This is a genomic window from Gemmata obscuriglobus, assembly GCF_008065095.1.
GTDB classification, from domain to species: Bacteria; Planctomycetota; Planctomycetia; order Gemmatales; family Gemmataceae; genus Gemmata; species Gemmata obscuriglobus.
Window position 1 is genome coordinate 6,210,890 of sequence record NZ_CP042911.1, and the last position, 19,301, is coordinate 6,230,190.

The 19,301-nt window shown below is 67.0% G+C and carries 17 protein-coding genes; 8 read left to right on the top strand and 9 right to left on the bottom strand.

Going from position 1 to position 19,301, the window contains the following annotated elements:
• Positions 1 to 54 precede the first annotated feature (54 nt).
• Both GobsT_RS26020 and GobsT_RS26025 read right to left on the bottom strand, forming a co-directional pair.
• Entirely contained in the window at positions 55 to 3,120 is a 3,066-nt protein-coding gene (locus tag GobsT_RS26020; protein ID WP_010035703.1) for a HEAT repeat domain-containing protein, read from the bottom strand.
• A 165-nt stretch (positions 3,121 to 3,285) separates the two neighbouring features.
• Positions 3,286 to 4,344: an agmatine deiminase family protein gene (locus tag GobsT_RS26025; RefSeq protein WP_010035699.1), complete on the bottom strand. Its 1,059-nt coding sequence runs from the start codon at positions 4,342 to 4,344 to the stop codon at positions 3,286 to 3,288.
• Between the two features lie 213 nt (positions 4,345 to 4,557).
• Here GobsT_RS26025 and GobsT_RS26030 point away from each other — a divergent pair, with 213 nt between their 5' ends.
• The 4 genes from GobsT_RS26030 (at position 4,558) to GobsT_RS26045 (ending at position 7,723) form a co-directional block, all read left to right on the top strand.
• Positions 4,558 to 4,986 (top strand): response regulator, encoded by a 429-nt coding sequence (locus GobsT_RS26030; protein WP_010035696.1) that lies wholly within the window; start codon positions 4,558 to 4,560, stop codon positions 4,984 to 4,986.
• A 638-nt stretch (positions 4,987 to 5,624) separates the two neighbouring features.
• Positions 5,625 to 6,359: a ribonuclease III gene (gene rnc, locus GobsT_RS26035; protein WP_050790218.1), complete on the top strand. Its 735-nt coding sequence runs from the start codon at positions 5,625 to 5,627 to the stop codon at positions 6,357 to 6,359.
• A gap of 12 nt (positions 6,360 to 6,371) precedes the next feature.
• The gene (locus GobsT_RS26040) at positions 6,372 to 6,668 is read left to right on the top strand and encodes an SAM-dependent methyltransferase (RefSeq protein WP_010035691.1); all 297 of its coding nucleotides are present in this window, start codon (positions 6,372 to 6,374) and stop codon (positions 6,666 to 6,668) included.
• 5 nt (positions 6,669 to 6,673) lie between these two features.
• Positions 6,674 to 7,723, top strand: coding sequence for an NAD(P)/FAD-dependent oxidoreductase (locus GobsT_RS26045; RefSeq protein WP_010035685.1), 1,050 nt, complete (start codon positions 6,674 to 6,676; stop codon positions 7,721 to 7,723).
• A gap of 8 nt (positions 7,724 to 7,731) precedes the next feature.
• Here the strand turns inward: GobsT_RS26045 and plsY are convergent, their stop codons facing one another.
• From plsY to GobsT_RS26060, 3 genes are all read right to left on the bottom strand, one after another.
• Complete coding sequence (gene plsY, locus GobsT_RS26050) at positions 7,732 to 8,955, bottom strand: glycerol-3-phosphate 1-O-acyltransferase PlsY (RefSeq protein WP_109570871.1); 1,224 nt, start codon at positions 8,953 to 8,955, stop codon at positions 7,732 to 7,734.
• A 114-nt stretch (positions 8,956 to 9,069) separates the two neighbouring features.
• Positions 9,070 to 9,870: a hypothetical protein gene (locus tag GobsT_RS26055; RefSeq protein WP_109570870.1), complete on the bottom strand. Its 801-nt coding sequence runs from the start codon at positions 9,868 to 9,870 to the stop codon at positions 9,070 to 9,072.
• 124 nt (positions 9,871 to 9,994) lie between these two features.
• A complete protein-coding gene (locus GobsT_RS26060; RefSeq protein ID WP_148087877.1) occupies positions 9,995 to 11,476 on the bottom strand; it encodes a glycosyltransferase family protein in 1,482 nt (493 codons plus the stop codon).
• Positions 11,477 to 11,818: 342 nt separating this feature from the next.
• Between GobsT_RS26060 and GobsT_RS26065 the strand changes: the two genes are divergently transcribed.
• Positions 11,819 to 12,754 (top strand): GNAT family N-acetyltransferase, encoded by a 936-nt coding sequence (locus GobsT_RS26065; RefSeq protein WP_148087878.1) that lies wholly within the window; start codon positions 11,819 to 11,821, stop codon positions 12,752 to 12,754.
• Positions 12,755 to 12,869: 115 nt separating this feature from the next.
• Positions 12,870 to 13,616 (top strand): metallophosphoesterase family protein, encoded by a 747-nt coding sequence (locus tag GobsT_RS26070; protein ID WP_010037495.1) that lies wholly within the window; start codon positions 12,870 to 12,872, stop codon positions 13,614 to 13,616.
• Positions 13,617 to 13,665: 49 nt separating this feature from the next.
• Here the strand turns inward: GobsT_RS26070 and GobsT_RS26075 are convergent, their stop codons facing one another.
• From GobsT_RS26075 to GobsT_RS26085, 3 genes are all read right to left on the bottom strand, one after another.
• The gene (locus tag GobsT_RS26075) at positions 13,666 to 14,328 is read right to left on the bottom strand and encodes a hypothetical protein (protein ID WP_010037493.1); all 663 of its coding nucleotides are present in this window, start codon (positions 14,326 to 14,328) and stop codon (positions 13,666 to 13,668) included.
• Positions 14,329 to 14,391: 63 nt separating this feature from the next.
• The gene (locus GobsT_RS26080; RefSeq protein WP_033198058.1) at positions 14,392 to 15,219 is read right to left on the bottom strand and encodes a phosphoenolpyruvate hydrolase family protein; all 828 of its coding nucleotides are present in this window, start codon (positions 15,217 to 15,219) and stop codon (positions 14,392 to 14,394) included.
• A 60-nt stretch (positions 15,220 to 15,279) separates the two neighbouring features.
• Complete coding sequence (locus GobsT_RS26085; RefSeq protein ID WP_010037486.1) at positions 15,280 to 15,696, bottom strand: hypothetical protein; 417 nt, start codon at positions 15,694 to 15,696, stop codon at positions 15,280 to 15,282.
• A gap of 108 nt (positions 15,697 to 15,804) precedes the next feature.
• Here GobsT_RS26085 and GobsT_RS26090 point away from each other — a divergent pair, with 108 nt between their 5' ends.
• Together GobsT_RS26090 and GobsT_RS26095 are read left to right on the top strand one after the other, a co-directional pair.
• Positions 15,805 to 17,079, top strand: coding sequence for a Tm-1-like ATP-binding domain-containing protein (locus tag GobsT_RS26090; RefSeq protein ID WP_010037484.1), 1,275 nt, complete (start codon positions 15,805 to 15,807; stop codon positions 17,077 to 17,079).
• Positions 17,080 to 17,307: 228 nt separating this feature from the next.
• Positions 17,308 to 17,757 carry a hypothetical protein gene (locus GobsT_RS26095; RefSeq protein ID WP_010037482.1) on the top strand — a complete coding sequence of 150 codons (450 nt, stop codon included), beginning with the start codon at positions 17,308 to 17,310 and terminating at the stop codon, positions 17,755 to 17,757.
• Between the two features lie 600 nt (positions 17,758 to 18,357).
• On the opposite strand, the gene GobsT_RS26100 is transcribed toward GobsT_RS26095, so the two are convergent.
• Entirely contained in the window at positions 18,358 to 18,783 is a 426-nt protein-coding gene (locus GobsT_RS26100; protein ID WP_010037473.1) for a hypothetical protein, read from the bottom strand.
• Positions 18,784 to 19,301 lie beyond the last annotated feature (518 nt).

Consider the following 19,301-nt stretch of genomic DNA (forward strand, 5'->3'; position numbering starts at 1 on the left):
GTCGGTCACACAAGGTAGGCCGGCAGCAATCGACGGTCCGGCACTTCGAATGGCTTACAGCACCGGGATCAAGCCGTGCGGTTGATCCGCTGCCGGTTCGGGGCTGGTGGACTCTGTGTGAATAAGCGGAAGTAATTCTTCTACCGCCTGCCGCACGCGCGGCGACGGATCGTCTGCCGCCGCGTGAACCACTGCGGCCGCCCGCGCGTTCGCAGAATCGGCCTCGAGAACGGCGCCGGCTGCCACCATCCGCACCCGTACGTTCGGGTCGTCCAGAAGGTCTAGCATCAGGTCCGACCGTTCGGCCGCCGGGGCGAGCCGGAGTGCAAGCGCCGCGTTCAATCGCAGCCCGTCGTTGGGGTCGGTCAGGCATTCGCGGAGCGGCAGAACCGCACCGGACGGGAGTTCGGCCAGTCGCGCGAGCGCGTGCGCCGCGTTCGCACGAACCTGGGTTTCAGGGTCGTGAAGCGCCTCGACCAGCGCCGAAGCGGCCGACTCGGGAACTTCTGACACCCGTATCCACCCCGCAGAAGCAACCAACCGCACCGGCACCTCCGGGTCGGACATGCCGGACGTAAACGCTTCGACGGCTTCGGGAGGTTGAATCATGGCGAGCGCACGCATCGCCTGCTCGCGCACCCCGGCCTCGCCGGTGCGCGCGGCGCGGAGCAAAGCCGCGCCGGCCTTTACGGCCGCCGGCCCGAGCCGCGCGAGTGCCTGCGACGCGGCGGCTTGTACCCAGTCGCTGTCGTCTGCGGTCAGCGCCTCGCACAGCCCGTTAACGACCGCATCAGTCCCCTGAACCCACTTCGAGAGCGTTTCGCACACCTGCACCTTAACCTGATCGTTCGGGTCGCGCAATAGGGGCAGTAAGTCGGCCAGCAGGTCTTCCGGCGGCTGGTCCCACGCCGCCGCGGCCGCCGCGGCCCCGGTCCGCACCAGCGGGTCGGTGTCCTTGAACGCCTCGCGCACGAGTCGCGCTGTACCAATTGTCGGCGAGCCCAACGTGCCCAGCCCGCGCACGGCCCGGGCGCGAACCGCACCGTCCTCATCAGCGGCCGCTTTTTCCAGCGCCGCCCGCGCCATCCCCGCGGACGATCCGAGTTTGCCCAGCGCCTCCGCCGCGTTCGCTCGCACTTGCGGGTTGACGTGCCCCAGCGCGCGAATTAGGCCCGGAACCACGCCCTGCCCGACGCCCATCTCGCCCAGCGCCTCGGCGGCCAGCGCGCTGACCCAACTGTCGCGGTCGCGGAGCGCCTTCACCAGATGAGGAACCGCGACCTCGGCCGCTTCCGCACCGAGCTTGCCGAGAGCCTCCGCCGCCTTCGCGCGGACCATGTCGTTACCGTCCGCAAGGGCCTCGATCAGCGGCGGCGCCGCATGTTCGGCCGACGCGTCGACAGCCCCCAGCGCTTCCGCCGCCTGCGCGCGGATGGTTGTGTCCGGACTGGAGAGCCCGGTTGCGAGTTGGGTGGTTGCGCCGTCGTCCAGCGGACCAACCGCCCTTACCGCTTCCGCCGCCGCCTCGCGAACGGAATCCTCGCGGTCCTGAAGCAGTTCGATCAGCCGCGGCACGACCGGAGCGGCCCGCCGCCCGAGCGCCTTCAGACCCAGCGCGGCCGCCGCGCGTACCGGACCGGCCGGGTCATCGAGTGCCGGCGCGAGTAGTTCTGGAGCGGCCCCTACCGCCCCGAGTGCCTCCGCGGCGCGGCATCGAACCGTCTCGTCTGTGTCTGTCAGGAGCGCGGCCAGTTCTTTCGCCGCATGCACCGCGGGCGCCCCGGCACGTCCGAGCGACGCCGCGACCGCGCCGCGAACGGCCGCCAGTTCGTCGCCGAGGGCGCGGCGCAGGTTCTCGACCGCGAACCCGGTCGGGTCGAGTTCCTGGCCGGTCTCCTGAGCGCGGTTCAAGAACGGCCAACGGGTGTTCGCGCGCCGGGGGCGCCGCACCCGGCGCACGCGCTCCGCCTTCACCCCCCCTTCAGCGATCGAACCCAGCGCCTCGGCCGCACTCAGCCGCGCCATCCCGCTCGGGTCGCCGAGTAGCGCGGCGACATCGGCAACGGCGTCGCGCGCGCGCAGGTGACCGAGCGCCGCCGCCGCCACCACACGGACGTGCTCGTGCGCGTCGGACAGGTGCCGCACGAGCATCGGAACGGTCGAAGGGCCGATCGCGGCCAGCACGAGCGGCAACTGGTCGCGCTGCTCCTTCGTTAACGCCGTCAGTCCGCGCAGGGACACCAGCACCGGCCCGATCGCCGCGGCACCGAACTGCGGGAGCGCGTTCCGGGCGCGGTCGTGGATCGGCTCGTGCGGGCTCCAGAAATCGGCGATGGTTTCGGACATGAGCCGCCCCTGCCGCACCGAGGCGAACACCTGTTGCAACAAGATCAGCGTGAAAAACGACTTGAACGCGGCGAGCAGCAGCGCGGTCGGCGGCGCGGCGCTCCGCACGAACGCGGTGTGGACGAGCTGCTTCGAGTCGGCCAGGTTGAGTACGTCCACCAGCCGGACGAGGTTGATGATTGCGTAGGTGAAAAAGTCCACGAAGCCGGGGTGCGTGTCCCCTTCGATGACGTACCAGTTCCGGCCGACGGTCTCGTATGTCCCCTGGTTCAGTAGCACGAACCCGCCGATCACCCCGGCCGCCGCGACGCCCATCAGCGGCACGCCGACCCGGTGCCCGTATCGGGCCACGTTGGACGCAAGCTCCTGCCCCTTGGTCGGGTTGTGAACGGCCTTACGCCCGCGCTCGATCTCGTACCGCTCCACGTCGATGAACATGTACGCGAGGCACGTCGCTACGCCCATCGTGAGAAGCGCGCCGGCGCACAACAGCGTCACGACCGGAGCCGTCGTGGCGGTAACGCCTCCGCCAACAATAAGCCCCAGCGTGACGACGAGGTACACGCCCCAGGACGCCCACGAGAGCCACCGCTCCCACACGCGGAACCCGCGGGCCACGGCCCACCGCGTGACGCGCCCGAACCGGTCGAGAACCCAGCCGATGAGGCCGATCTGGAACAACCCGCCGGCGACGAGAGCGAGAACGAGCAGCGTGGCGAGTATCGAGTACGAAGAGACCGTCTGATCGAGTTTCACGAGCCAATGCGGGTCCATGAGTGCTCCGGTTCGGGCGACGCGTCGGCGCCGGACGGGTCCGCGAACGGCAGCGCAGTCCGCGCGGGTCAGAACACACCAACCGCGATAACCGGAGCGGCAGCAAGCAAACCACAGGCCAAAGAGCGACCCTCGTCGTGTGCTGCCGCCAAGCGATTCAGAAGATCACCGGGTTGCAATCTCCTGTTGCGTCATGCAGTGGAGCGTTCCGAACCCCCACACCAGGTCCACACAACTGATCCCGACCACCTCACGATCGGCGAACACATCGGCCAAGATGCCGAGCGCGAGGCGGTCCGCCGGGTCGTTGAAGGTGGGCACGATCACCGTCCCGTTCGCGATGTAGAAGTTCGCGTAGCTCGCGGGCAGCCGGGTGCCCTCGAAGATCAGCGGGCGCGGCATTGGCAGCGGGATCACCTCCAGTTTCGTGCCGTGAACGTCGGTCATGCCGCCGAGCCGCTCCAAATTCTCCTGAAGCGGCTGGTAGTTCTCATCGCTCGGGTCGTTTTCCACCACCGTCACGACGGTGCGCGAGTTTACGAACCGCGCCAGATCGTCAACGTGGCCGTGCGTGTCGTCGCCCACGATCCCGCGGTCCAGCCAGAGCACCTTCTGAACGCCCAGGTACTCCGCGAACACCGCCTCGTAGTCCGCCCGGCTGAACGGCGGGTTGCGTTCCTGCGTCTTACTCAGGAGGCACTCTTCGGTCGTGAGCAGCAGGCCCGCACCGTTCACGTCAATGCTCCCGCCCTCCAAAACGATGCGGTGGCCGTCACGAACCGGCTGCACGGACTTCACGCCCAGCGACTCGGCCACGAACGCCGGCAGGCTGTCATCCTGGAGCCAGTCCGGGTACTTCGCCCAAGCGTTAAAGTGCCAGTCGAGCGCCACTCGACCGCCCGCCGAATCCCGCACAAAGATCGGGCCGGAGTCGCGGACCCACGAGCGGTCCGTCGGCTTCTCCCACAACTTCACACGGCTGATGTCAGCACCGGCGCGCGTGAGCGCGTCGGTCGCGGCGGCGTGGCGAATGTCATCGGGAACGATCAGATTAACGGTCTCGTGCCGCGTCAGCGCGCGAACGATCTCCGCGTACACCCAGGGGATGGGTTCCATTTTCCCCGGCCAGTCGGAGCCGCGGTGCGGCCACGCGAGCCACGTGGACGCGTGCGGCTCCCACTCCGCCGGCATGCGGTACGGCGCGATTTCCTGCGATTTCGTCATTTTTGTTAGCCGTTCTGAGCTACCATTTCAGGCGAGGGGCGAATATCGCAGAGGCGCTTTTAACCTCACGCGAATCTTCATTGGACTCGCCCAATCCCACGAGAGAATTTCGTAAAACACCGTTGCGGGAAACCAACAGTGGTCGCTACATTCCCGACACCGCCCAAACGGACACCCGGACCGACTGCCGGGAGTTGCACGGAGGCAACCTGCGTGACCTCACACCCGGGGCTCATTCTACTCGTCGAAGACGATGCCGACCTGCGTGCCGCGTTCGAGTTCACGCTGCGCCGCCGCGGCTATAAGGTGGTCAGCACCGGCTGCGGGCTGCGGGCGGTCGAACTGGCGGTTGAGCATCAACCCACACTCGCGGTTGTTGACCTGTTACTACCCGGCCAGAGCGGGTTTCAGGTCTCCCACGCCCTCCGCGAGCGGTTCGGTGATAACGTTCGTGTGCTCGTGATGTCGGGTTACACCTCCTCGCACCATCGTGATTACGCGGCCGCATCCGGAGCAGAGGCGTTCCTCGCGAAACCGTTTTCGGAAGTCGCACTGATCGACGCCGTGGAAGCCCTTTGTCCGGCACCGATCAAGTCGCAAGAGCCGTTCGAGACGCGCCGCCGGGTCAAGATCGGTGCCTGACGGACCACCCGGACGGAAAACTTCTACGGTGTTCGGAGTGTCGCCCGCTCGCTTCGCGAGCGGTGTTTCGTGCATCCGATCGGTGCTTCGGATCGCAGTACCGACCATTTCGCAACCGTTCGCGGAACGAGCCGACCGCACTCCGAATACCTGTTTTGGGGATCGCGTATCAGAAACGCCACCATCGTTTTGAATCATATTTGCCGCAAACAGCTTATCAGCAACATCTTGCGACGGTCGTTTCGGCTCGTTGCTGATCTGGGCTCTGCTGACTTTGGGCGCCGACTATCGGGGTGGAACGCGTGATTCGTGGGTAGTAAACACCCAGCGAATTGCCAGTCCGGGGACCAGTGGAACGGTAGTGAAGCACCCGTTTATCGCCCGCAGATGTCCACTCGCTCACCCGTCGAATGCGGCTCGGGATCAAGTGTAACCCCCGCGTTACAGTTCCGGACGCCCGCGCACCTCCGATCCGCGTTCGTTCCTCGAACGGCACGAGTGCAAAATCGACCTGTCGCTCGCTTGTCGATCGGCCTACGACAAAGGGGCCGCGTTGCGCGTTGACAGCGCCCCCCCGGGGTGGTACGTTGGCACTCAACCTTTATTATTGCCCGTCCGCGTTTTATGTACCACTAGTCATGCCTCCTTCGGACCCGCCCGGCGGAAACCGGGAACGTGAAATTCTCGACGAGTGCCAGGACGCAATCGGCTACCGCTTTGAGCGAGTGGAACTCCTCCGCTCGGCGCTCACGCACACGTCCAGCGCGAACACCCGAGCCGCATCCAACGAGCGGCTCGAGTTTTTGGGTGACAGCGTCCTCGGCCTGGTCACGTGCGAGCAACTGTACCGGCGGTTCCCGGAGTACCAGGAAGGCGACCTCACGAAGGTGAAGTCCGCCGTTGTAAGTCGCAAGACCTGCGCCCGGTTCAGCCAGGAAATCCGGCTCGGCGACTTCCTGTTCCTGGGGCGCGGGGTGAACTCGAACGGCGAGATGCCGCTCAACATCCTCGCTAACGCGTTCGAATCGCTGGTGGCGGCGGTCTTCCTCGACGGCGGCTGGGACGCGGCCCGCGACTTCGTGCTGGACTTCATCGACCCTGAAGTCGATCGCGTCGCCCGCGACGCCATCTCCGCCAACGCGAAATCCCAGCTCCAGACCGTGACCCAGCGGGAGTACGGCGACACGCCGCGTTACTTCCTCCTGGACGAGCAGGGGCCGGACAACAACAAGTGCTTCAAGGTCGCGGCCCAGGTCCACGACGAGCGGTTCCCGGCCGCATGGGGCCACACCAAGAAGGAAGCCGAGCTGAAGGCCGCGATGAACGCCCTCGCCCATATCCACGGTGAGCCGCTCCCTTACGCGTGCGACTGAGTCCCCCTACCCATGCCGATGTCACCGTACCCTGTGCTGTGTTACGCACCGGGGTGTCACTCGCCGGCGCTGTACAAAATCGCGGCGAAGTGGAGCGACGGCACCACCGCCGAACTCAAGACGTACGGCCTCGCCTGTGCCGCGTGCGTGCCGAAGCTCCTCGACCGCGCGCGCGAGAAACGCACCGCGTGCCGGCTCGCGGTCGGCGAAACACTTGAACTTCCCGGCGTTTACGACCTCACCCGGGGTGAACGGGACCGCGTACTCGCGCGCCGCCCGGACCTCGAACCGCCGCCCGGCGTCCAATAGCACTCATGTCGGCGCACCCCGAATTCGTCATCGTCGGCCAGGGGTTGGCCGGAACCGCACTCGCGTGGCAGCTCCTTCGCCGCGGCCGGAAGGTTCTCGTCGTGGACCGCGGGAGCGGGGGCTGCTCTCGGCTCGCGGCGGGGCTCATCACCCCGATCACCGGAAAGCGTGTCGCGAAAAGCTGGCGGTGGGACGAGTTACGTCCGGCGGCAGAAACGTTCTACCGCGAAATCGAGACCCGCACGGGCGCCACCTTCTTCCACCCGCGTGAAGCGATCAGGCTCTTCGCCACCGCAAACGAACGGGCGCGTTATTCCGGTCCCGACGGTGATGTGGGCGCTCGTGGTGACTGGTTCAACGCCGCGTTCGGCGGGTTCGTGATGCCCGAGGCCGCCCGGCTCGACGTGCCCCGTTACCTCGAAGCGTCGCGTGAGTACTTCCGCGCCATTGGTGCGTTCTGCACCGCAGACCTCGACCCGAAACAGATCGAGCCCACCACCGCCACCGTTCGCGTCACTCAACTGGGCGTCGAAGCTCAAACGCTGGCGTTTTGCCGCGGGTTCGCCCCCGACGGCGATCCGTGGTTCGGCGCGATCCCGTTCCGCGCCGCGAAGGGCGAGTTCCTGACCGTTTGGGTGCCCGGACTGGCCGAGCAGCGTGTGACGCACCGGGGCGTATGGCTCGCACCGCTCGGCGATGAGGTGTTTCGGGTCGGAGCGACGTACTCCTGGCACCAACTCGATGGTGTTCCCACCGCGGCAGGCCGAACCGAACTCGAAGGGCGACTCCGCGAGTTACTCAGGCTGCCGTTTGAGGTGATCGAACACCGCGCCGCGGTACGGCCGATCATCGGCGGGAGCGTGCCCGTTCTGGGTCGGCACCCGGACTCCCCGCGGGTCGCGTTCTTCAACGGGCTCGGGTCGAAGGGTTCGCTGCTGTCGCCGTTCTTCGCGAACCAACTCGCCGCGCACCTGTGCGACGGCGGCAAAATCGATCCCGAAGTTGATGTGCGAACGTTCTTGAACCGCGTCTCCGGCCTTCACAATCCGGAGTGATCGACGAATCAAACTCCTCGACCTTCTCGGTCGCTGGGGAGGCGCCCGGCGAGCGCGAGCGCCACGCCCGCGGTGCCGACCGTCACGATGCTCAACCCGAGACTCACGAAGTGCCACGACACGAACGCGGCCTTCGCGGCTGCGGCGATGGTGGCGTCCGGGTTAAATCGTTCGAGCCGGAGCCGGGTCACCTCGTTCGAGATCGGCCACCCGGCGATCACGGTCGCCGTCGCGAAGGCGATCACGAACACCCGGAACCGGTGAGCCCCTCCGAGTCGGAACCAACTCAGTGCCGTCAGCAGAGCGATCGCGGCGCACACCGTTTGCATCGCGAAATACCGCGGGAACACCGGTCCGACCGCCGACCCCGCCAGTGCGCTGGCGAGCGCGTCCTTCTCCTTTTGCTCGGCGTCCGCCGGGATGATCGTCCGATAGGCGGTGCGGTCCGAAGGACCGGCGTTCACCACCTCTTTGAACGAATCGAAAATGGCCGTCGCGGCGCCGAAGTTGAAGAACGCCGCCCCGCCGAACCACAACCCCAGCGCCAGGACGTGTAGTCCCCGCAGAACCGGTTGCCGCATCGGGAAATCTCCAATCGCGTTCTCGGACCCGGCCAGGAGCCGCTTCGCGTTCGCCCGGTGCTTCACGAACACCATCGCCGTTCCCGCGATCAGGTACAGCGTCACCGGGAGCACGGGTTCCGCAAACGGTGCCCGCGACGCCACGAGGTGAGCGAGTACCAGCACGGTGCCCGCCGTCAGCGACGCCAGCGACACGAACCGCGACGCAAACAGCACCACGACCCAGGTTGTTATCGCGAGCGTGGCCGCCAGCGGCACCAACACGAACACCGTGCCGGCGCCGGTCGCGACGCCCTTTCCGCCGCGGAACCCGAGGTACACCGGGAACAGGTGCCCGAGGAACGCCAGCGCCGCGGCGCCCACCCGGACCACGTCCGGCCCGCCGATCGCGTCCGACGCCCCCGGCGCGAGCGCCTCGGCGAGCCGGACCGCCACCGCTACCGGTGCCGCGCCTTTCAAGAGGTCCAGCACGAACACGATCGCGCCGTACTTGCGCCCGAGGACGCGGCCGGCGTTGGTGGCGCCGATGTTACCGCTCCCGGCCTGGAACAGGTTCACGCCCCGGAACCGGCCCACAAGGTAGCCGAACGGAAGCGCCCCGACGAGATACGCGACGGTAAGAGGGGCGAGAGCGGCAGCGAGAGGGGACATAGTTTCGCGTCTTGAGGCCAGCGACTCATGAACGCATCCGGCGCGCGGGCCGCGGGCACGGGATAACAGTCCCGTGCCCGCGGCCCGCGCGCCGGATGCGGGCGCCAACAAAACTCACATCGGCGGGGGCGGCGGCGTTTTCGGCGCCGTGCGTCCGACCGCCTTCGTCACCGACGACGTGCGGTACACCCACTGCTCGGCCGGCCCGCTCGCATCGTCCGGACGAATGTCCGTGATGAGCGGGTTGTTGTCGTCGGTCGGGCGCACGAAGTTGATCTGCAACGTCTTGCGCTTGATGAGCAGCTCGCCCGTGCGCAGCTCTTCCTTCGCAAGGCCGTTCGACAGCCCGGCGATGTACACGCTGAACTTGTTCGTCTTCGGCGCCACCTCGGCCATATCGGTCCAGATCGCCAGACCGGACACCACCCGCGGGGTCGCGTCCGGCTTGCTCACCGGGATCGGCCGCTTCGAGATGGTGATCGAGTTCTGCAGTTGTAGCACCCCCTCCGGCTTGTCCGGAGTCACGTTCGTGTCTTCGATCTTGCGGATCTGCTCGAAGATGAACGGCTGGGGCTCGTCCAGGTGCGTCGTGTTCAGGTCCTTGGTGACCAGCTCGAACTGGGGCAGGAACGTGACCGGCTCGCCGGGCCGCCCCTCTCGCGGCAGGTTGTACACCTGGTACCACATGTACCAAACCGTCTGCTTCGCACGGCGCCCGCCCTTATCGAACCCGTTCACCTGGACGATGCGGAGCGGCTTGTAGCGAAAGTGGAGGGTCCACACGTCCGCGTTGTCGAGCGGCAGGTCCAGGGGAACGACCTTCTTCTCGCTCAGGTTGGTCTGCGCAAGGGCGAACGGACCGGTCAGGACCGATGCCGCGACCGTGCCCAGAAACCCCCGCCGGTCAATCGCCATTGTGTCGCCCCCCCGAGTGGCTGTGCGGTGCCATTCTTGACGATAACCGCTGAACCGGGGCGGATCAACCGCGCCCGGCACCGGTTCCGGAGGTTCGGGAGGCGCCCGCGCCGCACAGCCGGACTTATTCGAGTTCGTACAGGTACGCGGCCGCCCCGGTCTGCTTCACCTCGCGCGCGGGGCGGGCGCGGGCGTCGAGCACGGCGAGCGCTTCTGCCTCTTCGGTGCCGTGCCGGTGGCTCACCACGTACCACACCCGCCCGCGCAACCCGGCCAGTTCGCCCCGGTACGCCGCCGGGTCGTCGCGGTGCTCCGCGCCGAGCGTGACCGCCTCCGCCGGGAACGGCCGCTCGCGCGTGTAGAAGGTGAACGCCGGGACCGCTCCGTAGTAGACGAACACGCGGTCCCCGGGGCGGAACTCCGACCGCACCCGCTCCAGCACCGGCGCGAGCTGCTCCGACCGCGGCGGCTGCTTCAGGAACTCGAACGAGGCCCACACCGGGGACAGCACCAGCAGCGCCAGCAGCGCCCGGGCGGCGAAGGCGTTCCGTTCCGAAAGGCCGTCAAAGACCGCCCACGCGCCCCGGGCAACCAGGAGCACCGCCAGTGGGGTCATGAACAGCATGAGCCGCCCGCCGATCGGGTACTTCTGCAGCCCGGACGCGAGCAGCACCAGGACCGCGGGCGTGACCAGCGCGACGGCCACGGCCCAGCGCGTGCGTGCGAACTCCCGCAGCCCGACGAGCGAGAGCACGGCCGCGAACCCGCCGAGCGGCACCAGCGCCCCGCCGAACCCGCCCGGGGTGGTGAAGAACGCGATCCAGTGGTCCACGAGCCACGCGAGGTCGCCCAGCCCCTTCGGCGGGAGCGACATGAAGTGCCCGGCCCAGTAATCGGTCAGGTACTTGTTGCCGCCGAGCTGCTTCAGGCACAGGAAGTAGCACGCCGCGAAGCTCACGAGCCAAGTCGCAACCGTGCCGCCCGCCGCGAAGAACCGTGGCCGGTCGCGTTCGACCAGCGCGCTCACGAGCAGCCCGGTTCCGATGCCGCCGAGTACGAACACCGACGGGTGCGAGAACCACACCGCTGCGGCCCCGGCCGCGGCCAGCCCGGCCCAGCGCCAGCCCCCCTTCCCTTCGAGCAGCCCGAGGGCGGCAGCGAACAACCCGACCGCGATCGCGGCGTCGCTCGCGTACTGCTTGCACTCGGCCGCGTAGGTGACGAGGTGCGGCGACACCGCGAACAGACCGACCGCCAGGAGCGACGCCCCGGCGGGCAGCAGCCGGCGGGCAACGAACGCGAACCCCACCAGCCCCGCGACCGACGCCAGGAACGGCACGAGCCGCATGGCCCACGCGCCCGGCCCGAACGCGCTGATCCCGGCCTTCGCGGCCAGAAGGAACCCGACCGGCGCCCCCTGGTTGTAATCGAGCTTACCGAGGAGCTGTGCCGGGGTGCGGTCCACCAGGTTCAGCGCGAGCATCGCCTCGTCGATCCACAGGCACCGGTCCGACAAAAGTGCGGTCAGGCGCAGCCCCACCCCGACGCAAACCAGGGCGAGCAGGAGCGCCGTCCGCCGGGCCGGTTGTTGTACCGGATCGCTCACGAGTACGGTAACGGTTTTGGGTGTCGGCTGGAAACGGTTTGCCGGCGGTGCTAACTTCGTAGTGTCCACGCGGTTCGACCTCGGGGTGCGGGCGACACACGGTAGCACCCGCGGCGCGCCGTTCGCAACCCCAACGGCGCCGGCCGCTGGTCGCAAACGCTGCGATCCCGGCACTGGGTGGTTGCGGGCGCGCTGCTGCGTCCGGACCGCATTGGCACGCCACACGGCCCGCACTCGAAGGGTGTGTTCGGTTCGATCGTTGCGGCGCCGGCACTTGCGCCGACGCCGGGCACCGGGCCCACCGACCGGGTATCGTCACCCGCACGCAGCACGGTTCAACTTGTGAACATTCGCACATTTAAGAGCGGTGACGAGACCACCCAGGCGGCGCTGTACAACGTCGCCGCGTTCTCACTGCCGGGGTTCAAACCGGCCAGCGCCGCGGACGTGCAGAAGCGGACCCGGGGCCGCGCGTTCGACCCCGGTACGCGGTTCTACGCCGAAGAGGGCGGTCAGGTGGTCGGGTACTGCTCTCTCGACCTGGCGCAACGGCGGGTCAGCGTGCCGTGGTGCAAGAAGGGGCACGAGGCCGCGGCGGAGCCGCTGTTCGGGGCGGTCATGAACGCGGCCCGGGAGCGCGGCCTCAAAACCGTGTTCGCCGCCTACCGCCGCGACTGGGAATCGGTGCTACGGTTCCTGACGGACCGCGGATTTTCGGTGCGGCGCGAGGTGGTCAACTACTGGGCGGACCCGGTAGACCTGCCCACCCTGGTGAACCGCAGCAAGCTGCCGATCGACCGGCTCCGGCGCGAGGACGTGCCGACCGTGAGTGCGATGGGGCAAGGGATCGTGCGGGTGCCCGCGGCGGAACTTGAAAGTTATTTGTTCGCCAACCCGTACTTCCCGGCAGAAGCGCTCCTGGTGCTGCGCGCGCCCGACGGCACGCCCGCGGCGGTGGGGATCGGGCTGGAGAGCGCGACGTACGCGGACGTGAAGAAGCTCGACCCGTTGGCCCCGTGCTTCCGGCTGGGTGCGTTCGGGTCGGAGGGGCTAAACGTCAAGCGGGTGAACGGGCTGTTCAGCTTCCTGGTGGCGAACCCGGCGAACGCACTAACGGCGGGCCTAGCGCTGCTGTCCGAGGCGTCACTGGAGATGACCGAGGGGACGGTAACGGCGCTGGCGGCGCAGTGCCCGTCGGACGCCCCGCACCTGCTCGCGTTCTACGCCCGCTACTTCAAGGAGCACGGCCGGTTCCCGGTCCTTGAGAAGCAGTTGTAAGCGGGAGCGGCGCGCGCGCTTCGCAACGATGGGTCGCGCGCGCGGCCGCGCCCTATGCTGTCTGCCTACCGCCTGCGGCCCACCCACAACCGCTTGCCCACTGCCCTGGTGTCTCATGCGGGCGATTCTGAGCGACGTTCACGGCAACATCGAGGCGCTGGACGCGGTCCTGGCGGACATCGGCGGCCGGGCCGTCACGTCGATTTACAGCCTGGGCGACATTATCGGGTACGGCCCGAACCCGATCGAGTGCCTGGACCGGGCGGCGGCGTGGGACCTGAACGTCCTGGGCAACCACGACCACGCGGTGCTGTTCGACCCGACCGGGTTCAGCCCGAACGCGGAGCGGGCCGCGCTGTGGACCCGGGTGGTCGTCGAGTGCGCCCGGCGGGAGGAGCTGTGGACGTTCCTGTCGGAGCGGCCGCGCCAGTTCCGCGACGGCGACTTCCTGTTCGTTCACGGCTCGGCGCGGAACCAGACGAACGAGTATGTGTTCCCGGAGGACGTTTTCAACCTCTCGAAGATGGCCCGGATCGGCGAGCAGATCGACCGGTACTGCTTCGCGGGCCACACGCACGTCCCCGGGGTGTTCATCGAGCCCGAGCCCGGCGCGCAGTGGCAGTTCCTGTCGCCCGAGGAGATCGACCACACGTGGCGGCTCGACGAGCGGAAGACGATCGTCAACGTGGGCTCGGTGGGACAGCCGCGCGACGCCAACTGGCGCGCCTGCTACGTCACGCTCGACGGGCTCGACCTCACGTTCCACCGGGTGGGGTACGACGTGGACGCCACGGTGAAGAAGATCTACTCGATCCCGGAATTGAGCAACTTCCTCGCCGACCGCCTCCGCGAGGGGCGGTGAGGGAATATCTCACCAACCGCACCGGAAGGACGGATCGGAAGTTACGCACTCACGGGCGCTCGTACTGCATACCTTCTTTGGTCACTGTGGCCAAGTATACGAATAGTGAACCTGATCCAGATAGCAGGTACACCCGCTCACACCCTTGCAGCACCAGTTCCCGAAAACTTGGTTCGGACAGTGGCGCGACCAGCGCGAGCGACGCAAACAGATGCCACAGGAAGTATCCGTCACTCCCGTGGAACGGCGGAGCCGCTGAGCGAGAATAACTCAGCACGCCGTCGAACAGTTCAGTAACGGTGTAATCTGGCCTCCACCACCAGCCCGATTCGGAGCACCGGTCCAGGTCCTCAACCCCGATCAGTGTTTCCCCAAACATGCATTCCCGGAACGGCTTCTCTGCGGCGAGCGCCTGCGGTCCCGAGTGGCACAGTTGGAACTTCTCTGGGGCGTCACCAACGGTCAGAGTCACAAACTCCCACCCTCCACTCAGATCGATCCCGCTGAGGCTGTGGCGAGCCCAGCCCGCAGCCGTCGCGAATGCGTCATTGAAATCGTGGCTGGCAACGGTGTCCCAAAATGTTCGACGAGCGAGTAAAGTCGGGTTATCCCGCGCAAACGACACCGCTCGTTGCAAGCCGTCCGGCCAGGCCCCCGCAGAGCGCACGATGTTTGAAACTGCAGCGAACAAGGATTCAATGGCATCCGGCATTCGCGCGCCTCACTCCCATCAACTGCCATACTCTTCAAGCCGACCAAAGTGTTTTGGTGGCCTTCAGTCGAGCTTCAGTGCCTTGAACTGCTTCACGCAACCGGTGATGGCCACCTCCGTGGGCAGCCGTTCGATGCTGGACGCCCCGAAGAAGCCCGCGATCCCCTTCGTTTGGTCGAGGATGTAGCGCACGTCCTCGGGTTCGGAAATCGGGCCGCCGTGGCACAGCACCAGCACGTCGGGGTTGATGCTCTTCGCGGCGTCGGCCAGTTCCTGAACCCGCTTCGCGCTCTCCTCCAGAGAAAATGCCGTCTTTGCGCCAATGGCGCCCTTCGTGGTCAGGCCCATGTGCGGAATCAGAACGTCCGCGCCCGCCTTTGTCATTGCGATCGCTTCGTCGGGCGTGAACACGTAGGGGCAGGTGAGCAGGTCGAGGTCGCGGGCGACGCGGATCATGTCCACTTCGAGCCCGTACCCCATCCCGGTCTCTTCCAGCCCGACGCGGAACGTGCCGTCGAACAGCCCCACCGTCGGGAAGTTCTGCACCCCGCTGAACCCGGCGTCCTTCACATCGAGCAGGAACCGCTTCATCACCCGGAACGGGTCGGTGCCGCACACCCCGGCGAGTACCGGCGTGCGCTGCACCACCGGCAGCACCTCGCGGGCCATGTCCATCACGATCTGGTTCGCGTCGCCGTAGGGGAGCAGGCCGGCGAGCGACCCGCGCCCGGCCATCCGGAACCGGCCCGAGTTGTAAATGATGATGAGGTCGATGCCGCCCGCCTCGGCGCATTTCGCCGACAGCCCGGTGCCGGCCCCGCCGCCAACGATCGGCACGCCGGCCGCCACCTGGGATCGGAACCGGGCGAGGATATCAGCGCGTGAGTGCATGGGGGTGCGGGTAGCGGGTCAGAAAGAAGAGCGAACGGCGAAAGGTACAATACGAACGACTCAAGGCGACGGCGGGGCGGGCGGCCGCTCTTCCCCCGGCTTCTCGCCCCCGGCCTCCGGCCCACCCGCTTCCGCGGCCATCCGCGATTCCGCCTGGGCCAAGAGCTCGTTGAGCAGTTTCTCGGCGTCGTTTTGAGGATTCTCGGACGGCTTGGGCGCGGCCGGGCGGCTCCCGCGAATCCGCCAGATCACGAGTTCACCGACCAGCACGAACGCGAACCCCCACGCCGCGAGCATCAGCGGCACGCGCGTGCGAAGGGCCGTGCCGACCTGCTGCTCGGCGACCGGGTCGGCCGAGCGGGTGGCGTGGCCGCTCAGCCAGAGGGTCGCCAGCTCGGCCAGCATCGCACCCATGACGGCCAAAATGAGTGCCGTCAGACCGCCGTGCAACAGAACACGCCGCAACACCGGGTGCATGCCGGTCCTCAACTCTGTTCGCGACACTGGAATGCGGGGGCGACGCAGGTAACATATCACGCGATTCGCTGTTGCATCGCCTCGCCGCGGGTTCACCGGGAAGCGCTCATGTCCGTTCTGCTGGTCGGCACCCTGGACACCAAAGGGGCCGAGTTCGCTTACGTCCGCGACCGACTCCGCGCCGCCGGGGTACCGGTTATCGTCGCCGACGCTGGCGTAATCGCTCCTCCGGCGTTCACGGCCGACGTCTCCCGAGAAGACGTGTTCCGCGCCGCCGGTGCGAGTTACGAGTCCGTGAAGGCGGCTGCGGACCGCGGAAAGGCGATCGAACTTGCGGCGGCGGGAGCGGCCAAGCTCGCGGCGCAACTGCACAAACAGGGGCGGCTGTCCGGGGTGTTCGGAATGGGCGGGTCGGCGGGAACGACGATCGGCACCGCCGCCATGCGGGCGCTGCCCGTCGGCGTCCCGAAACTGATGGTCAGCACGCTGGCGAGCGGACAGGTGAAACACTACGTCGGCACCCGCGATGTTATGATGATGCACTCCGTGGTGGACATCGCCGGCTTGAACCGCATCAGCCGGGCTGTACTCGACAACGCCGCCAACGCGATGATCGGGATGGCGAAGCGACCTACCCCCCCGGCCCCCCTCCCTGAAGGTAAGGGGGAGTCAGGCAAGGAGGACGGAGGAGCCAACTCCTCCGCGGATCGCCCCGTTATCGCCGCAACGATGTTCGGCGTCACGACGCCGTGCGTGGAGGCCGCGCGAACGGTGCTCGAAGCGGCCGGGTACGAGGTGATCGTGTTCCACGCCACCGGCACCGGCGGGCGCACGATGGAAGGGCTCATTCGCGACGGCCTGGTCGCCGGAGTGCTCGACATCACGACGACCGAGCTGGCGGACGAACTCGCCGGCGGCGTCCTCTCCGCCGGCCCGGAACGGCTCACCGCCGCGGCCATCGCCGGGGTGCCGCAGGTGGTGTCGCTCGGCGCCCTCGACATGGTGAATTTCGGCCCATACGACACCGTGCCCGAACGGTATCAGCAGCGCCGGCTGCACCGGCACAACCCCACCATCACGCTCATGCGCACCACGCCCGAGGAGATGGACCAGCTCGGCAAAGTGGTCGCCGAACGGACGAGCGCGTCCAACAGCCCGACGTGCGTGATGGTGCCGCTCCGGGGCGTGTCCGCGATCGACGCGGAGGGAATGCCGTTCTGGTGGCCCGAAGCCGACGAAGCGCTGTTCCAGAGCTTGCGGAACTGGATCGCACCATACGTTGAATTGACGGAACTGGACCTGCACATCAACGACCCGGCTTTCGCCGAAGCCTGCGCCCAGAAGCTGTTAGACATGCTGAAGGGCCGCAAAGTGCCGGATTGATCGCACGCAGCACCGTGGCCCGGTCATACGGAAGATAGACCACAGGAGGTGGCGTAATGGCTCTCTTTGCTACGATTCTGAGCCCGTGGCTGAGCCTGTTCGTTCCGAATGCTCCGTACCCCCCGCTGGTGCGCGGGGTGATCCTCGGGGATTGCGTGTTCGCTTGCGGTACGTGGACCCAATGCGCGCCGGGCGTCTCCCCTTTCGGAGGAGGCAAACTCGTTTTGTTTGAGGCGCTCCGCCGCAGATGCGGTCGCGCACCAACTCCCGATCCCCATCGGCCTGTTCGGCGGCCCTGCGGACGAGCCGTGGGTTCCGCATCAGTGGTACGCAAGAGTGCGGCCGTGGGTGCGCAACCCGCCGCTCCGCTGGCACGTGCGGGGGCAGCGGTGTCACGTTCTCAGCATCAACGCGCTTGTCGTTGACCAGGGCAAGCCGTTCGGCTGGGACATCATGGTCCGACCGTCGATCTGTTCGTTCGATCTCTTGACGGGGGCGCTGTGGCCGCCCCCGCACACCACCTACTCACAAGAGAAGGCGGCGGCCCACGCCGTCGCACCATTTTGGGAATCGTACAAGACGTTCGACCGGTGCGAAGAGATAGTGCCAGGAAAACTGCAACACTTTCTGAACGCACCGCCGAAGCGGCTGCCGGCCCCCCCCGGCCGGGGTTCTTAGTCAAGCGGATCATGCCGGGGTGGCAACCGTTCTACCCGTTCGACTTCCTGCCTCTCTCGGATTTGGTCATTGAGGCGTACGTCCTGTTCCCTGGTGGGTGGCTACGGCCGTACACGTGGGAGAAGGCGAGCGATCATCACGGAGCGGTGGCGACCCTTCACCCGGCCCTGCGGGTAGACTGGTCGGAGCCGTTCCATGTTGTCGCCGACGGACAGCGGCGATTCGTCATTACGGAATCGGGGCGAATGTTCTCAATCCCAGTCGGTGCGAAGGAGGGAAGCCCACTGGAGCGGGTCCGGACGGACGAACCGGTACGGGCCCTTATTTCCGACCCGGCCACCGGGAGGTCATTCGCGTTCACGGCAAACACTGTGTTTGAGGTCGGGGAGACGATTGCCCCTCGTCCGCACAAGCTCGGGTCGCTCGACGCGCGGACCGGCGACGACGTGATTGCGACGGCGGCCCGTTGCGCACGTGTCATCCGTGCTTTTCCACTTCCAACCGTGCCTCCGCCACGCGAGCGAACAAGTTATTGAGCGACAAGGCGACGTGTTCAAAGCCGCCGTTTAAAACCTGCGCCGCGATTCCAAAATCAGACGGTCACTCGGCGGGCAACTTTTTGCCGTGGAAGCTCGTGATCCCGTCACGACGGAGCGTTACGGCCCGGTAGCGGAACCCCGGGCGTTCTTCCTTATCGCCGACGAGTTCGGTCGTGAGGTTGCCGTCCTTCACGTCGTTGAGGAACTTGAACCCGGCGCCGCGCCAGGTGCCGACGAGGAGGATCTCTTTCGAGAAATCGACCTTCGGCGGGTCCTTGATGCCCCACGCGGCGGCCAACCGCTCCCACTCCCGTTGCGACAGAATCACACTCGTGCCCATCACCGCCTTCTGCTGATCGAGGTCGGCGATGGAACTGGACAGGTTCACGGTCTCGGTCGTTTTGGGCTCTTCGGCGGTGGCACGCGATAGCGAGGCACACCCAACGCCGAGCGCCGCCAGTGCAACGGTCGTAATCAAGCGGTTCATGTTCGGAACTCCCCGGTTACGGATCTGGGCGCGGGTGCGCCCACTCCGGTAACGGAGACGCACTTTTCGGGCCGACATCGGCGGCTCGGTTCGCGCCGGCCGGATGTCCGTACTGGGGGTTCGAATGGTGCCGCTTTCCCCAAAGTCGGGCGTGGGAGGAGTCGCTAATGCCGGGCCGCCGGCCCCACTCCCCGCCGCTCTCAACAGAGCAATCTGCGAAATGGGAATCATTATATCAATATTACATTCGTATTATATCTAATTTGATAATGTCTTGAAATTTGTATGCCCTCTCTCCGCCCGGGGCCGGTGAGCGGCGGCGCGCCCCGAGACCTGACGCGTTGCGCGCAGGCCCCAAATCGTGCGCCACACGCGAACCCGGGCGCTAGCCGCACGAAACGCGTGTTAACGCGCTGAAACCCTACGAAAACAAGTGCTTTCGCCGGCGCGGCGCGTGCCGCCCGGCGCGCCTGAATGGCCCGGCGCGGGCGGTTCACACCGGGCCGGCAAAAGTCACC

Excerpts from the sequence above, each read along its gene's own strand:
- GobsT_RS26090 (WP_010037484.1), top strand. The coding sequence starts at position 15,805 with ATGTCCGTTCTGCTGGTCGGCACCCTGGACACCAAAGGGGCCGAGTTC.
- GobsT_RS26040 (WP_010035691.1), top strand. The coding sequence starts at position 6,372 with ATGCCGATGTCACCGTACCCTGTGCTGTGTTACGCACCGGGGTGTCAC.
- GobsT_RS26045 (WP_010035685.1), top strand. The coding sequence starts at position 6,674 with ATGTCGGCGCACCCCGAATTCGTCATCGTCGGCCAGGGGTTGGCCGGA.
- GobsT_RS26020 (WP_010035703.1), bottom strand. The coding sequence starts at position 3,120 with ATGGACCCGCATTGGCTCGTGAAACTCGATCAGACGGTCTCTTCGTAC.
- GobsT_RS26080 (WP_033198058.1), bottom strand. The coding sequence starts at position 15,219 with ATGCACTCACGCGCTGATATCCTCGCCCGGTTCCGATCCCAGGTGGCG.
- GobsT_RS26085 (WP_010037486.1), bottom strand. The coding sequence starts at position 15,696 with ATGCACCCGGTGTTGCGGCGTGTTCTGTTGCACGGCGGTCTGACGGCA.
- GobsT_RS26025 (WP_010035699.1), bottom strand. The coding sequence starts at position 4,344 with ATGACGAAATCGCAGGAAATCGCGCCGTACCGCATGCCGGCGGAGTGG.
- GobsT_RS26075 (WP_010037493.1), bottom strand. The coding sequence starts at position 14,328 with ATGCCGGATGCCATTGAATCCTTGTTCGCTGCAGTTTCAAACATCGTG.
- plsY (WP_109570871.1), bottom strand. The coding sequence starts at position 8,955 with ATGTCCCCTCTCGCTGCCGCTCTCGCCCCTCTTACCGTCGCGTATCTC.
- GobsT_RS26100 (WP_010037473.1), bottom strand. The coding sequence starts at position 18,783 with ATGAACCGCTTGATTACGACCGTTGCACTGGCGGCGCTCGGCGTTGGG.
- GobsT_RS26055 (WP_109570870.1), bottom strand. The coding sequence starts at position 9,870 with ATGGCGATTGACCGGCGGGGGTTTCTGGGCACGGTCGCGGCATCGGTC.
- rnc (WP_050790218.1), top strand. The coding sequence starts at position 5,625 with ATGCCTCCTTCGGACCCGCCCGGCGGAAACCGGGAACGTGAAATTCTC.
- GobsT_RS26070 (WP_010037495.1), top strand. The coding sequence starts at position 12,870 with ATGCGGGCGATTCTGAGCGACGTTCACGGCAACATCGAGGCGCTGGAC.